The sequence below is a fragment of the Mitsuokella sp. AF21-1AC genome (assembly GCF_003458855.1).
Classification (GTDB): Bacteria; Bacillota; Negativicutes; order Selenomonadales; family Selenomonadaceae; genus Mitsuokella.
This window is the reverse complement of record NZ_QRVW01000003.1, coordinates 17,545-32,166: the sequence shown is the minus strand read 5'-3', so window position 1 is coordinate 32,166 and position 14,622 is coordinate 17,545. Positions and strand designations below refer to the sequence as shown.

Annotated in this window: 13 protein-coding genes and 1 pseudogene; 11 read left to right on the top strand and 3 right to left on the bottom strand. The window is 57.4% G+C overall.

The window, feature by feature from the left end; genetic code table 11:
* Positions 1–84: 84 nt before the first annotated feature.
* Complete coding sequence (gene rpmB / locus DWX75_RS01685; protein WP_118014308.1) at positions 85–276, bottom strand: 50S ribosomal protein L28; 192 nt, start codon at positions 274–276, stop codon at positions 85–87.
* A gap of 141 nt (positions 277–417) precedes the next feature.
* The gene (pepF, locus tag DWX75_RS01680; protein ID WP_233519428.1) at positions 418–2,217 is read right to left on the bottom strand and encodes an oligoendopeptidase F; all 1,800 of its coding nucleotides are present in this window, start codon (positions 2,215–2,217) and stop codon (positions 418–420) included.
* 296 nt (positions 2,218–2,513) lie between these two features.
* Here pepF and DWX75_RS01675 point away from each other — a divergent pair, with 296 nt between their 5' ends.
* Positions 2,514–3,299: a DeoR/GlpR family DNA-binding transcription regulator gene (locus DWX75_RS01675; RefSeq protein WP_118014304.1), complete on the top strand. Its 786-nt coding sequence runs from the start codon at positions 2,514–2,516 to the stop codon at positions 3,297–3,299.
* A 169-nt stretch (positions 3,300–3,468) separates the two neighbouring features.
* Complete coding sequence (locus tag DWX75_RS01670; RefSeq protein ID WP_118014302.1) at positions 3,469–3,984, top strand: AAA family ATPase; 516 nt, start codon at positions 3,469–3,471, stop codon at positions 3,982–3,984.
* A gap of 3 nt (positions 3,985–3,987) precedes the next feature.
* Here DWX75_RS01670 and DWX75_RS01665 read toward each other — a convergent pair whose 3' ends face one another.
* A complete protein-coding gene (locus DWX75_RS01665) occupies positions 3,988–5,163 on the bottom strand; it encodes a class I SAM-dependent methyltransferase (protein WP_118014300.1) in 1,176 nt (391 codons plus the stop codon).
* A 289-nt stretch (positions 5,164–5,452) separates the two neighbouring features.
* On the opposite strand from DWX75_RS01665, the gene ylxM reads away from it, so the two are divergent.
* From ylxM to DWX75_RS12335, 9 genes and pseudogenes are all read left to right on the top strand, one after another.
* On the top strand, positions 5,453–5,806 hold the full coding sequence (gene ylxM, locus DWX75_RS01660) for a YlxM family DNA-binding protein (RefSeq protein WP_118014298.1): 354 nt from the start codon (positions 5,453–5,455) through the stop codon (positions 5,804–5,806).
* Between the two features lie 3 nt (positions 5,807–5,809).
* Positions 5,810–7,186 carry a signal recognition particle protein gene (gene ffh / locus DWX75_RS01655; RefSeq protein WP_118014296.1) on the top strand — a complete coding sequence of 459 codons (1,377 nt, stop codon included), beginning with the start codon at positions 5,810–5,812 and terminating at the stop codon, positions 7,184–7,186.
* Between the two features lie 34 nt (positions 7,187–7,220).
* Positions 7,221–7,496, top strand: coding sequence for a 30S ribosomal protein S16 (gene rpsP, locus DWX75_RS01650; protein ID WP_118014294.1), 276 nt, complete (start codon positions 7,221–7,223; stop codon positions 7,494–7,496).
* 17 nt (positions 7,497–7,513) lie between these two features.
* Positions 7,514–7,741: a KH domain-containing protein gene (locus DWX75_RS01645; protein WP_118014292.1), complete on the top strand. Its 228-nt coding sequence runs from the start codon at positions 7,514–7,516 to the stop codon at positions 7,739–7,741.
* Between the two features lie 117 nt (positions 7,742–7,858).
* The gene (locus DWX75_RS01640; RefSeq protein WP_118014290.1) at positions 7,859–8,281 is read left to right on the top strand and encodes a YlqD family protein; all 423 of its coding nucleotides are present in this window, start codon (positions 7,859–7,861) and stop codon (positions 8,279–8,281) included.
* A complete protein-coding gene (rimM, locus tag DWX75_RS01635; protein ID WP_118014287.1) occupies positions 8,253–8,804 on the top strand; it encodes a ribosome maturation factor RimM in 552 nt (183 codons plus the stop codon). Before DWX75_RS01640 ends, rimM begins: the two co-directional genes overlap by 29 nt.
* Complete coding sequence (trmD, locus tag DWX75_RS01630) at positions 8,794–9,534, top strand: tRNA (guanosine(37)-N1)-methyltransferase TrmD (RefSeq protein WP_118014285.1); 741 nt, start codon at positions 8,794–8,796, stop codon at positions 9,532–9,534. The genes rimM and trmD overlap by 11 nt, the downstream gene beginning before the upstream one ends.
* Positions 9,535–10,923: 1,389 nt before the next feature.
* A pseudogene (locus tag DWX75_RS12340) lies at positions 10,924–11,055 on the top strand (ESPR domain-containing protein); the annotation flags it as partial.
* A 216-nt stretch (positions 11,056–11,271) separates the two neighbouring features.
* A complete protein-coding gene (locus DWX75_RS12335) occupies positions 11,272–14,493 on the top strand; it encodes a YadA-like family protein (RefSeq protein WP_304466111.1) in 3,222 nt (1,073 codons plus the stop codon).
* The last annotated feature ends 129 nt before the right edge of the window (positions 14,494–14,622 follow it).

Genomic DNA, 14,622 nt, shown 5'->3' with positions numbered 1-14,622 from the left:
CCTGCATAAATAAAATGAGCTCACCCCTGCTCGACAGGGATGAGCTCATTTTATGATATATCAGCTTCTGATATTATGCGCAAATCAGAGGGCACGCTGAACCTTGCCGGAACGCAGGCAGCGCGTGCAGACATTGATACGTTTTACCTCGCCGTCAACAACAGCGCGGACACGCTGGATGTTCGGTTTCCAGGCACGCTTCGTCTTGAGATGGGAATGGCTGACGTTGTTGCCAGACAGCTCACCTTTTGCACAAACTTCGCAAACACTTGCCATGTGTTACACCTCCTTATTTTCTTGCAGAGGCACGGGACCCCTGAACACAATATAAGTATTCTAGCATAATTTCAGGCAGGTTGCAAGTATTTTTCCTTGACACCCTGCCGAAATTTGCCGGTATGGCGCGAAGGCCTGGCATCACTCGGCGCAGGCCGCCTCGAGCTCGTCGAGGCACTGGCGGAATTTCTCGAACGTGATGGCAAAGGGCTCCGTGCTCGTCATGTCGACGCCCGCGCGGCGCAGGAGCTCGATGGAGTAGTCGCTGCCGCCGCTCGCGAGGTAGTCGAGGTAGGCCTTTCTCGCGGGCTCGCCTTTCGCGCGCAGATGGTGCGAGAGCGTCATGGCCGCGGCGTAGCCCGTCGCGTACTGGTAGACGTAGAACGGACGGTAGAAATGGGGGATGCGGCTCCACTCGGCCGCGAGCTCCGGGTCGAGTACGACGTCTTCGCCGTAATACGTGCGGTTGAGGTCCATCCAGATGCCCTCGAGCTTGTCGGCCGTCAGGATCTCGCCCTTCTCCACGGCTGCGTGCGTCAAAAGCTCGAACTCGGCGAAGAGCATCTGGCGGAAGACGGTCGTGCGGATCTGCTCGAGGTAGAGGTTGAGGAAGTAGAGGCGCTCGCGGCCCTCGGCGTGCTGCAGCATGTACTCGAGCAGCAGGTTCTCGTTCGTCGTCGAGGCGACCTCGGCGCAGAAGATCGTGTATTCGGAATTGACGAAATCCTGCTTTTTGCTGCTGTACCAGCTGTGCATCGAGTGGCCCATCTCATGCGCGAGCGTGCTCATGGCCTCATAGGTGTCGTTCCAGCTCATGAGCACGAACGGATGCACGCCGTAAACGCCCCAGGAGTACGCGCCGCTGCGCTTGCCCTGGTTCTCGCAGCGGTCGACCCAGCCCGCCTCGAGCCCGGCGAAAAGATCGTGCTCATACGTCTCGCCGAGCGGCGCGAGGGCTTCCTTCAATATGCCCTTGGCCTGTTCGTACGGGTACGCGGCGGCCGGCCTTTCGACGACCGGCACGTAGAGGTCGTACATGTGGACCTTGTCGAGCTTCAGCAGCTGCTGCTTGATTTTCATGTAGCGGTGGAGCTCGGGCAGGAAGTCGTGCGTCGCGCGGATGGCGGAGTCGTAGACGGAAAGCGGGATGTTGCTCGCGTCGAGCGCGGCTTCGCGCATCGTCTCATAGTGGCGCATCTCTGAAAGGAACTGACTGGCCTTGACCGACGAGCTGTAGAGCGAGGCGAACGTGTTGCGGAAGCTGCGGTACGTCCGGAAGAGCTTCTCGAACGCATCTCTGCGGACCGCGCGGTCCTTCGAGCGCAGGAATGAGGTGTAGCGGCTCTCGGAAAGCGGCGTGAGACTGCCGTCCTCGCCGAGTGTGTCCGGGAATTTGAGGTCGGCGTTGACCATGACGGTGTAGGTGTTGCGCGCCGTGCTGCGCAGTTCGCCCGTGCGCGCGAGGAAGGCCTCCTGCTCCGGGCTCAGGATATGCGCCTTCATGCGCAGGAGTTCCTGGAGCCGGAAGGCATACTTCTGGAGCCCCGGCAGGGCAGAGGGGAGGCTTTTGAGCACATCTTCGGGCAGGGCGAGCAGCTCGGGCTCGATGAAGGCCGTGGCGGCCGCGGCCTCGTCGAGCAGCGGCATGACGCTCGCGGCATCCGCCTGGTATTCCTGATTGGCCGTATCGGTATCGGCCATCATGCGCGCCCAGGCAAAGACGGCGGAGAGCGCGATCTCCATCTCATCCTCTTTCGTCAGGCAGTCGAGCAGGGCCTGGGGCTCATGGAGCCTGCCGGCAAAGGCGCGGATGGCGTCGAGCTGGCCGCGGATGCTGTCGCGGGCCTGTGCCCAGTCCTCTTTTGTCGCGTAAATATCGGAAAGCTGCCACTTCTCATCGGCCGGGCAGTCCTTGCGGGCGGGAATTGTCTGGTTGTTCATGCAATCCATCCTTTCTGCGGGGCGCATCTTTGCATCCCCGGCTTTCGTGATCGCGGCGCCAAAGCGCCACCACCATTATATCATATTCCAGGCAAAAGGCATGAACGCGGCCTCTTCCTGTTTCTTTCGACCGTATGTTTGTTTTTGAGATTGCTTTCTGATGGATTTTCTTCTATAATATAAAGTATGATAAAATATCGCAGAACGTGCGAATCGGATTGAACTGTCCGTGGCGGCGGCGTCAGACGCATGCACCGCAGACCATGGATAAATAGGAACGCGAGCAGGTGAACTCCATGAAAATCGATCGTATCAATCGTATTTATGAATTATTAGAACAAGTCCATCACATCTCCATCGATGAACTCTGTGACACCTTCAAGGTTTCCAAGAACACCATCCGTCGGGATATCGCAGAGCTTGACAAGAAGGGGCTCATCCAGAAAGTGTACGGCGGCATCCTGCTGGCCGAGGATGAAGGCGCGGCGGTGGAACCGCTGCTGTCGTCGAAGGGCCGGCATGCTGAGGCGCAGAAGACCATCGCGCGCCTGGCGGCTGAACGCGTGGAGGACGGCGACGTCATCTACATCGATTCGGGTGCGACGGCCATGCAGATGATCCCGTACTTGACGGAATGCCACCATCTGACCATTGTGACGGCCAGCCTGCATGTCATCAATGCGGCTTCGGCCTACCGGGACCTCAACGTCATCGCGACGGGTGGCTCCCTTTTCCTGCCGGCCAAGGCCTTCGTGGGGCCGCAGGTGCGCCGCTGCCTGTCCTGCTACAACATCACGAAGGTCTTCCTGACCAGCTCGGGGATATCCCTCGAGCATGGTGCGACGGATGATTCGCTGCTCGAGTGCGAGGTCAAGCGCTGCCTTATCGAGAAGCCATGCCGCCATTATCTCCTCATCGAGAGCTCGAAGTTCGACGTGGCCTCGCTGAAGGATTACTGTGCGCTCAAGGACCTCGACAGCGTCATCACGGACCGGCTGCCGTCTGAGAAGTACCAGTCGTACTTTGAGGAGCACGAGGTGGAACTCATCACGCCGAAGCCAGCAGCGGTCTCTGCGACGTGAATCGGATTGCGGGAAGACAAACAAATGACCTGCTGAAGCACAGCACATGCCTTGTGCCCCGGCAGGTCATTTTTGTGTTCTTTTGTCCCGGCAAATGTCAAGTCTGGAAATTTTTCGTCAGCGTGTTACACTAGAGGGAGTCTATTTGCACAGATCGTGAGGGATTGAGATGAAGGTAATCAATTTTTACGGCGGCGCGGCAATCGGCAAGAGCACGATCGCGGCCGATATGTATTCGAAACTCAAGCGCATGGGGTACCGCACGGAACTCGTCGGCGAATTTGCCAAGTGGCTCTGGTATCAGCAGGCGACGGATATCGTCGAGGACCAGCTCTACCTGTTTGCCGAGCAGGCGCACCGCACGCGCACGCTCGCGAAATACGGCGTGGATTTTGCCATCTGCGATTCGCCGCTGCCGCTCAACATCATCTACAACCGCGAGCCGTCGGAGGCGTTTGATACGCTCGTCATGCAGGAATTTGGCCGCTATGAGAATCTCAACTACCTGCTGCGCCGCAACGACGAGTTCCTGGCCGTCGACGGCCGCCCCGAGACGGATCTGCCGCAGGCAAAAGAAAAGGACCAGCAAATCCTGGACGTCCTTGAGAAATACGATGTGCCGTACCGCATCATCTCTCCCTGGGAGACGGACCGGGTCCTGCTGGACCTCAGGATCAAGCGCTGAGGCTTAGTACCATCTCGTCATCGGCAGCTCGTTGTTGTTGCCCTTCGTCATGAGCACCTGATGAATGTCGATGTAGCCGATGTAGAACGCCGCCGCGCAGCCGCAGAGGTAGAGGTCCCACATGCGCACGAACTCTTCGTTCTTCCAGCCCGCCACCGTGTCGTGGACCTTGAGGAAGTTGTGGTACCAGCACATGAGCGTCTTGTAGTAGTGGCGGCGCAGGCTCTCGACGTCGATGACGCGGAAGTCGGCGTCGTAGGCGTCGGCGATGAGTTCGCGCAACGACGGCAGCGTGCCGCCCGGGAAGATGTACTTGCGGATCCACGGCTCCGAGACGACCTCGTCGTGGCCCGTGATCGTGTGCAGCAGAAAGATGCCGCTGTCCTTCAGCAGGTGGTTGGCCGTCTCCATGTACGTCGCGTAATTCGAGCGGCCGACATGCTCCATCATGCCGACGCTGACGATGCGGTCGAATTTGAGGTCCTTGTCTTCAAGGTCGCGGTAATCGACGAGATCGATCGTCACCATGCCTTCGAGGCCCTCCGCCTTGATGCGCTCCTGGCTCTTCTTCCACTGCTCCTTGCTGAGCGTGCAGCCGTAGCCCTTGACGCCGTACTTCTTGGCGGCCTCGATGAGCAGGAAGCCCCAGCCGCAGCCGATGTCAAGCAGCGTCATGCCCTGCTTGAGGTAGAGCTTCTCGAGGATGTAGTCCACCTTGTTGCGCTGGGCCTGCTCGAGCGTATCGTCCTCGTGCTTGAAGTAGGCGCACGAATAACTCATCGTCGGATCGAGCCAGAGCTTGTAGAATTCATTGCCCAGGTCGTAATGGGAGGAAACTTCCTTGGCCTGGTCTTTTTTCTTTTCAGACATGTAGAGGATGCCGCGCAGCCCCTTGCGGTCGAGCGAGAAGCGGTCGGCCTGGTCGAGGAAGGTGCAGAGCATGTGGAAGAGGTCGCCCTGGATCTCGATGTCGCCGCGCATATAGGCCTCGCCGAGCGCGAGCTCCGTGGAGGAGAGGAGTTCACTCTTCGGGATGTCCTTGTGGACGATGACCGTGAACTCCGGCTCACCCTTGCCGATCGTATACATTTCATCGTGGAGCCTGATGTTGAAGCAGTGCTTGTCGAACTGGTTCAGATAGTGGATTAAAAAATTGTCCATCAGTTTCTTGAATTGCATTGAGAAAACTCCTTTCCTGTATTTCAAATAAGAAGGTAAGAGGGCAATTGCTCTCAAAGACAGCGGCATGGCTATTTCTTGGCTGTCTCTTACCTATATCTTATCAAAGCATTCGACAATGTGCAGATGAACTCCTCTTTCTTTTTGGAAAAGTTCTCATTTTCTCCGTGAAAAAAGTTTTTCGCTGACAAGGATATATGCTTGACACGAGGGTCGTAGTCCGCTATAATAGCCTATGTCAAGCAAAACGCCTTGGCACATAAGAGTTTACAGGCAGGGTGAGGGCAGGATGGAGCAGCTTTTGTATTTGTCAGCGCTATTCGATATATACGGGGCGCTGCTGACAGAAAAGCAGCAGGAATGCCTGAAGATGCATCTCTTTGAGGATTTCTCGCTGTCGGAGATCGGCGAGGCGCTCGGGATATCCCGGCAGGCCGTCTACGACAACATCCACCGTTCGGAGAAGGCCATGGAGTCCTACGAGGAGAAGCTCGGGCTCGTCGCGCGCTACCAGAAAGAGCGCCAGGAGCTCGCCGGCATCTTTGATGACGTGGCCGCGCTCCGGACTGCAGCGAATGCCACGGCAGTCGACGCGGTGCTCGGACGCCTTTCGCCGCTGCTTGGGAATGGCCAGGAGGTATGAGTTTTGATTTTTGAAAGTTTATCCGATCGTCTGCAGGCGACGTTCAAGAAACTCCGCGGCCATGGCAAGCTCACGGAGGACGATGTCAATGAGGCCATGCGCGAAGTACGCATGGCCCTGCTCGAAGCCGATGTCAACTTCAAGGTGGTCAAGGAGTTCATCAAGCGCGTCAAGGAACGCGCGATTGGCCAGGACATCCTCGAAACGCTGACGCCGGCACAGGTCGTCATCAAGATCGTCGATGAGGAGCTCACGAACCTCATGGGCGGCACGCAGAGCCGTCTGAACATCAGCCCGAAGCCGCCGACGGTCATCATGATGGCGGGTCTGCAGGGCGCCGGCAAGACGACGTCGGCGGGCAAGCTCGGCCTTGCGCTCAAGAAGCAGGGCAAGCATCCGCTGCTCGTCGCGGCGGATATCTACCGTCCGGCTGCCGTCACGCAGCTGCAGGTCCTCGGCAAGCAGCTGGGGATCCCGGTGTTCTCGATGCCGGCCGGCACGGACGCCGTGACGATCGCGAAGGACTCGCTGCCGTATGCGCTCTCGCATGCCTGCGATGTTGTCATCATCGATACGGCCGGCCGCCTGCAGATTGACGAAGCCCTCATGCAGGAGCTGCGCGACATCAAGGCCGCCGTTCACCCGCATGAGATCCTGCTCGTCGTCGATGCGATGACGGGCCAGGAATCCGTCAACGTCGCCAAGGCGTTCAACGATTCCCTCGGACTCGACGGCGTCATCATGACGAAGCTCGACGGCGATGCCCGCGGTGGTGCGGCACTTTCCGTCAAGGCCGTCACGGGCGTACCCATCAAGTTCGTCGGTCTTGGCGAGAAGCTCGAACCGCTCGAGGTGTTCCATCCGGACCGCATGGCTTCGCGCATCCTCGGCATGGGCGATGTGCTCTCCCTCGTCGAGAAGGCGCAGGCCACGTTCGACATGGAAGAAGCCAAGAAGATGGAGAAGAAGCTCCGCAAGGACGAGTTCACGCTCGATGATTTCCTCTCCCAGATGCAGCAGGTCAAGAAGCTCGGCTCGCTCGAGAACATCCTCGGCCTGATCCCCGGCATGGGCGGCCTCAAGAAACAGCTTGCCGGAAAGGACATCGATCTCGACGGCAAGGAAATGCGCCAGATCGAGGCCATCATCAAGTCGATGACCCCGAAGGAGCGCGCCGACATCAGCATCATCAACGGCAGCCGCCGCAAGCGCATCGCCATGGGCTCCGGCACGCGCGTCCAGGATGTCAACAAGCTCCTGAAGCAGTTCGGCGAGATGAAGAAGATGATGAAGAAAATGAAGAAGATGCAGAAGGGCAAGAAGGGCGGTTTCCCGGGCCTCGGTGGCATGGGACTCCCGAAGATGCCGTTCATGCGTTGAATATATCCTGAAACACGAAAGGTGGTGAATTGACATGGCAGTAAAGATTCGTTTGAACCGTATGGGTGCAAAGAAGAATCCGTTCTATCGCATTGTTGTAGCTGACTCCCGCGCTCCGCGTGATGGTCGTTTCATCGAGGTTCTCGGTAACTACGATCCGTCCCAGAATCCGGCAGCAGTCACGGTCGATGAGGACAAGGTTCTCGATTGGATGAACAAAGGCGCTCAGCCGACGGATACCGTCAAGAATCTCCTCAGCAAGCAGGGCATCATGGCTAAGTTTGCTGAAGCAAAGAACGCTAAGAACTGATTGGAGAGGACGACAGCATGAAAGAGCTGGTTGCAGTTATCGCCAAATCCTTAGTGGATCATCCGGAGTCTGTGCAGGCAGAGGAACGTGTTGAGGGCCGTGAGGTCATCGTTTCGCTGCATGTGGCAGAGGATGATATGGGGAAGGTCATCGGCAGGCAGGGCCGTATCGCGAAAGCGATGCGCACCGTTGTCAAAGCCGCGGCCACCCGGGAGAACAAGAAAGTCTCGGTTGAGATTATTTAAAGAAGAGCGGCATTGCCCTCCGCCATGGATCTTCTACGGTGCATGGTGGTGAAGGCATTGCCGCTGTTTTCATATCAGCAGAGAGAAGTATCAGCAAAGAAGAAAAGAGGGCAAAATATGGATACGATTTCGCTCAAGATGCCGGTAACCATCAAGGCAAAATTAACGGAGAAACTCAAGACGAAGATGCTCAAGGAACTCACGGAGGGCATCAACCGCGCCGAGCTCGAGATCCAGCAAATTGGCATTCAGGAGAAGCGCGTCATGCAGGAGAATACGCCGGCTGACCCGACGCCGCAGGACATCCAGCGCCTCAACGCCATCCGCCAGCATTTCGAGCAGGAGCGCCAGAAGCGCGCCGATTACTGCGAGCAGGCCAAGGCACGCAAGGAAGAGACGGAGAAGCTCGTGCTCGGTGCGGAGATCGTGCAGGGCACGCTCGAGCGCCAGGTGGAGGTCCATGTGGGCGACGACATGCGCGAGCTCATGAATGTGGAAGTGCTGGTGGAAGATGACAAGATTATCGCCATCCGCGGCTGACAAGAACAAGAAGCGGGCCATGGCGGGCCGCATCACCATCGGCAAGGTGGGCGCGGCGCACGGCATCCACGGCGAGATGCGCATCATCCCGCTGACGGATTTCGTCGAGCGCTTTGCATCCATGAAGGAAGTCATGGTCGGCGATGAACTGCTGCACATCGAGAGCTGCAAGTACCACAAGCAGTTCGTGCTGCTGAAGTTCCGCGAGTACCCCGTGCGCGAGGAGGCCATGCAGCTGACGGGACGTCTCCTCACGATCGACCGCAGCGAGGCGGCGCCGCTTGGAGAGGGTGAATTCTACACCTTCGACATCATCGGCCTGACGGTCTATGACGAGGCGGGCAGGGAGCTCGGCACGGTCGAGAACGTGCTCCGGACGGGCAGCAACGACGTCTATCAGGCGCGCACGCCGGACGGCGGGGAGCTCCTGATCCCGGCGCTCAAGGCCGTGGTCAAAGCCATCGATATCCCGGGCGGCCGCATGGTCGTCGCGATGCCGGAGGCGACGGACGATGCGCATTGACATGGTCACGCTGTTCCCCGACATGTTTGCGGGGCCGTTCGGCGAGAGCATCACGAAGCGCGCGGTGGACAAGGGCATCCTCGACATCCACTTCACGAATTTCCGCGATTACTCCTTCGACAAGCACAGGCATGTCGACGATTCGCCGTTCGGCGGCGGCGCCGGCATGGTCCTGAAGCCCGAGCCCCTTTACCGGGCCGTGCGCGATGTGCTCGCAAAGACGCCGGAGCACGAGGGCAGCCGCCGCGTGCTCATCATGGATCCGTCGGGGCCGGTCTTTAACCAGCAGAAGGCCAAGGAGCTCGCGGGCTGCAGCCAGCTCGTCTTCATCTGCGGCCATTACGAGGGCTTTGACGAACGCATCTACCGCCTGGCCGACGAGGCCATCTCCATCGGCGATTTCGTGCTGACGGGCGGCGAGCTGCCGGCCATGGTCATCACCGACGCCGTTTCGCGCATGCTGCCGGGCGTGCTCGGCGATGAGGATTCGGCGCCGACAGACTCGTTCTATGACGGCCTGCTGGGCTTCCCGCAGTACACGCGCCCGCGCGATTTCGAGGGCATGGAGGTGCCGGAGGTTCTGCTCTCGGGCGACCACGCGAAGATCCGCCAGTGGCGCCGCGAGCAGTCCCTGCGGAAAACACTCGCGAAGCGCCCGGACCTGCTCAAGGACGTCGAGCTCAGCGAGAAGGAGCAGCAATACCTGCGCGACCTGCGCCAGCAGCCCTGAAGCGCGGACGGTTCAGCTGGCTGACAAACAACTTCATATACCAGTCCAAAAGACTTCACGTCATCCTTGTGTTTGAGATTCCTATCTCAGGCGCAACGATACCGTGAAGTCTTTTTTTAATGCCTTCCCCGCGCACGGGGAAGGTGGCCCGCAGGGCCGGAAGAGGTGGAGCTGCGGGATGTATTCCGGCTTCAGCACGCAGCTAAATGTGACCCAACATACTGCGAGCAGCAAAGGTATTTCGCCGCCTGTCGCGGCGTTCTGACATCCGGCGCAAAGAGCCTGTCGTATTGGGCCCCAGCCCTGCGGGCAATCGTTGCGCGCTTCCAGGCGGAACACATCCCTCCGCTTAAGCATCTTACCGTGCTGCCCCTTGGGGGCTCCGAAGGAGCGGGATGCCTAAGCCTTCTCCTATGGAGAAGGTGGCAGCCGCAGGCTGACGGATGAGGTCGGCGCTGCGGGATGTATTCCGGCTTCAGCACGCAGCTAAATGTGACCCAACATACTGCGAGCAGCAAAGGTATTTCGCCGCCTGTCGCGGCGTTCTGACATCCGGCGCAAAGAGCCTGTCGTATTGGGCCCCAGCCCTGCGGGCAATCGTTGCGCGCTTCCAGGCGGAACACATCCCTCCGCTTAAGCATCTTACCGTGCTGCCCCTTGGGGGCTCCGAAGGAGCGGGATGCCTAAGCCTTCTCCTATGGAGAAGGTGGCAGCCGCAGGCTGACGGATGAGGTCGGCGCTGCGGGATGTATTCCGGCTTCAGCACGCAGCTAAATGTGACCCAACATACTGCGAGCAGCAAAGGTATTTCGCCGCCTGTCGCGGCGTTCTGACATCCGGCGCAAAGAGCCTGTCGTATTGGGCCCCAGCCCTGCGGGCAATCGTTGCGCGCTTCCAGGCGGAACACATCCCTCCGCTTAAGCATCTTACCGTGCTGCCCCTTGGGGGCTCCGAAGGAGCGGGATGCCTAAGCCTTCTCCTATGGAGAAGATGGCAGCCGCAGGCTGGCGGATGAGGTTGGTTATTAAAACGTAAGTTCTATAAAATCAAGAAAAACAACAACTGTTATCTGGAGAAGGATTTTTGTGTGATTTCAGCAGATTCCTACATGGTGTTCAAAAAACATTACATGTATATTAGTAAATGATTAGTACATTATGTGTATTTTGTTACATAAATTAGTAAATAATTAGAAAATCAATTGACAAATTTTAATCTTAGCGTTATTATAGTCAAGTCGTCTTTCGATAAGTACAGATGCGAGGGAATGCGTACCAAATGGAAATGGACGAAACCGTCGCTATGTACTAAAAAAAGCAGAAAAGGAGGAGGATAATTATCTGTTTATTCGTAAGATGCCAAAAATTCAAATCAAAATAGGAGAAAAACATGAACAAAACCTATAAGGTCGTTTGGAGTAAGGCCAGGAATTGTTACGTGGTAGTATCTGAACTGGCAAAACGTCATGGCAAAGAGCGGACGCAACATGACAGCAAGCATTGTATATCGGCGGGGGTATGTGGACTGGCTCTGGCTATGAGCTTGGGAATGATCAGTCCGTCTTTGGCCTGGGGTGCTGAGGTCCATTCGGAAACCCAGCCTACCAACCAGAACAATGCTTCTGCCAACCAGGCGGTGAATATTGAGAACAAGCAAGACACCACCGCCCAGGGCACCGATGCCTATGTGACCTATGATTCAGAAGGAAACCTGATTGCCGGGAAAAGCAATGAGGTGGTGAAAATCCAGAAGGATGACAAAGTCAACTACACCCGGGTAGATGACCAGCCGGAAAACGTAGCCATGGGGACCCGGAACAGCATCGGCAAATTCGGTCATGCCCAGGACCCGCTGAAGCCGGTGAGCGGCAACGATTCCTATGCCTATCAGGACATGGATTTTAAATGGGTGACCACTCAGGTGTACAACCCGGAAACGAAACAGTACGAAGACCGGCAGATCAAGGTCCACAGCCTGGTGCCCGGCCAGTACATGGACGATGCACACAATGTACGGGCCAAAGAACCCCAGCGGAATGATTACGCCAATTACAACGATTACCTGGCTGCAAAAACAATCTATGATAATGTGGCTCGCTATTACAACAATGATCAGACCAGCCGGTCCTATTACACCACCGGCGCCACGGCGGTAGGCGTGGACAACATCGCCGAAGGGGACCGTTCCACGGCCATCGGCAACAATGCCCGGGTTCTGAGCACCCCGGCTTCCTACTACATCGACAGGGAGGGCAAACTGACCCGGGACCAGGATGCAGCCGCTTACTTCCTGGATGAAAAGGGCAACGCCACCACCAATCCTCAATATGCGAAGAATCCTGATGGCAGTTATTACCGGGATCAGAATGGTCAGTTGGTGAAAACCTCGTTCATGACCGTGACCCGTATGACGGATTCTTCTGATGCGGTGGCGGTGGGCAGCGATGTCCAGGCGGAAGGCCGGTCTGCCATTGCCATTGGCCACAACAGTCATTCCATGGAATACGGCGTGGCGCAGGGCGATGGTTCCAATGCGGGGTACATGGCTGTGGCCATCGGCCATACCAACGATGCCCAGTACAGCAGTGTGGCAGTCGGTCATGACAACCATGCGCCCGGATACTATGATACGGTGTCTGGTACCGGCAACACCACCAATGGCGACTACAGCAGCGCCATCGGCTACGGCAACAAAGTGGACGGCGATAAGCAGAATGACGGCAGCAACCGGAAGGCCCAGAAAAGCCATGCCTATGGGGACAACAACACCATCACCGGGGACTATGATGTGACGCTGGGGAACGGGAATACCATCACCGGGGATTATGCCATGGCGCTGGGGAACAATGCCAGTGCAACGGCCAAGGAGGCCCTGGCCCTGGGCAAAGGGGCCCAAGCTACCCTGGAAGGCAGCGTGGCCCTGGGCAGCGGTGCTTTTGCTGACCGGGCAAGCGGGGCCAAAGGATACGATATGCTGACGGGCAAGGAAACCACGGAAACCTCTTCTGCCTGGGTTTCCACCGGCAACGCCATTTCCGTCGGCAACGGCAGCACCCTGACCCGCCAGATTACCGGCGTGGCCGCAGGCTCCCAGGATACGGATGCCGTGAACGTGGCCCAGCTGAAACGTGTCATGAGTGCCATGGATTATACCATTTATACCGGCGGATCCCGGAGCGGCGGTTCCTATACCACTACGGGAAGAAGCCAGGTTGCCGACTTTGGCCAAAACGGCTCCATGAAACTGGATTTCGGTGATGGCCTTACCGCCAGCCTGGAGGAGGGCAACGTGGTCCACGTGGGTCTGGACCAGGATTTCATCCAGAAGAATCCTCTGTTCAAAGGGGAGAAGGGGGAACAAGGCGAACAGGGAATACCTGGATTACCGGGTGAAAAAGGAGAAAAGGGGGACAAAGGCGATACCGGCGCAACGGGAGCCCAAGGTGAAAAAGGAGAAAAAGGCGACAAAGGGGATACCGGCGCAACGGGAGCCCAAGGTGAAAAAGGAGAAAAGGGCGATAAAGGAGATACCGGTGAACAGGGAGCCCCAGGTAAGAATGGCCAGGACGGCAAAGATGGGCAGGATGGCAAGGACGGTCAGGATGGGTATTCTCCCACTGTCAAAGTGGATACAAAGGAAGACGGTACAACCACCATTACAATTCATGATAAAAATGGCACCCAAACCACCGAAATTCCAGCCGGAAAAGGCTTGAAACAGGAAGAAGTGGAAAAGATTGTCAGCGACAAGGTCGACGGTGGCCGGAAGTTCCAGGGGGATGACGGCCAGGAAGTGAAAGTGGGCCTCGGCGATACGCTGCATATCAAGGGCGGCGCCAAGGAAGTCAGCAATGCGGACAATATCGGCATCGTCAAGGGAGACGATGATACACTGAACGTACGTCTGTCCAAGGACCTGAAAGGACTGGACAGTGTCACGACGGGAAATACCACAATCAACAACAGTGGTCTTACCGTCAAGACCGGCGATACCAACCGGACCATAAGCATCCAGGACGGCAACGTCAACATGGGTGGCAATAAGGTGGCGGGTGTCGCAGCTGGGACGATCAGTGAAGATTCCACGGAGGCCGTCAATGGCAGCCAGCTCTATCAGCGTGATCAGGCTATCGGCAGGCTCGGCGGGGAAGTAAGCAATCTCGACCGCCGCGTTGACCGTGTCGGTGCCGGTGCAGCTGCACTTGCGGCTCTGCATCCGCAGGATTTCGACCCTGATGATAAATGGGATTTCGCCATGGGCTACGGCAATTATCGTGGTGCCAATGCCACGGCCATCGGCGCCTTCTATCGCCCCAACGAGGACACGACGTTCTCTGTCGGCGGCACGGTGGGTGGTGGCGAGAACATGATCAATGCCGGCATCAGCATCAAGTTCGGTCAAGGCAATCATGTCTCGAACAGCCGCGTAGCGATGGCCAAGGAAATCATGGCTCTGAAGGATTATGTCAGACAGCAGGACGAGAAAATCGAGAAACTGGTATCGCTGCTCGGGCAGAACGCCGAAGGTACCGTGCAGCAACGTTCTATCCTGTTCCCCGATGTGCCGGAGAATCACTGGGCATATGTCTATGTCAAGCATTTGGCAGAACGCGGCCTGCTGGAAGGCTATCCGGACGGTGAGTTCAAGGGCGGGCGCACGATGACACGCTATGAATTCGCAGCAATTTTCTCACGGGCCTTGGAACGCGGTGCTGCTATCGATGGCGATATGGCACGCATGTCAGAGGAGTTCGAGCCGGAAATCCGCGAGCTCAGCCTTGACCGGTTCCGCATCGACCGCATCGACGGCGATGACAACGACCGCCACAAGATTGAGCGCGTGCGAGTCAACAATCGCGACGAAGAAGCCCAGAAGAAAAACGGAGAGAAGACTATGCGCTACCGTGATGTATACGGCGGCCTGATTCAGAAGGATGCGGATGCAGCAGCAATCCGCTGACAACTGACAAGCACAGAAAAAAGACCTGTCACGAATCTTGCGACAGGTTTTTTTATGCTTTCTGCCTGCTTTAAGAACTGGCAAAGGGCCGTATGCGGATTGCCAAGCGCCTCGGTTCGGCAGTAGATG

Bases quoted from the DNA above. Each gene is read 5' to 3' on its own strand.
- pepF (WP_233519428.1), bottom strand. From the start codon at position 2,217: ATGAACAACCAGACAATTCCCGCCCGCAAGGACTGCCCGGCCGATGAG.
- rimM (WP_118014287.1), top strand. From the start codon at position 8,253: ATGACAAGATTATCGCCATCCGCGGCTGACAAGAACAAGAAGCGGGCC.
- ylxM (WP_118014298.1), top strand. From the start codon at position 5,453: ATGGAGCAGCTTTTGTATTTGTCAGCGCTATTCGATATATACGGGGCG.
- trmD (WP_118014285.1), top strand. From the start codon at position 8,794: ATGCGCATTGACATGGTCACGCTGTTCCCCGACATGTTTGCGGGGCCG.
- DWX75_RS01675 (WP_118014304.1), top strand. From the start codon at position 2,514: ATGAAAATCGATCGTATCAATCGTATTTATGAATTATTAGAACAAGTC.
- rpsP (WP_118014294.1), top strand. From the start codon at position 7,221: ATGGCAGTAAAGATTCGTTTGAACCGTATGGGTGCAAAGAAGAATCCG.
- rpmB (WP_118014308.1), bottom strand. From the start codon at position 276: ATGGCAAGTGTTTGCGAAGTTTGTGCAAAAGGTGAGCTGTCTGGCAAC.
- DWX75_RS01645 (WP_118014292.1), top strand. From the start codon at position 7,514: ATGAAAGAGCTGGTTGCAGTTATCGCCAAATCCTTAGTGGATCATCCG.
- DWX75_RS01670 (WP_118014302.1), top strand. From the start codon at position 3,469: ATGAAGGTAATCAATTTTTACGGCGGCGCGGCAATCGGCAAGAGCACG.
- DWX75_RS01640 (WP_118014290.1), top strand. From the start codon at position 7,859: ATGGATACGATTTCGCTCAAGATGCCGGTAACCATCAAGGCAAAATTA.
- DWX75_RS01665 (WP_118014300.1), bottom strand. From the start codon at position 5,163: ATGCAATTCAAGAAACTGATGGACAATTTTTTAATCCACTATCTGAAC.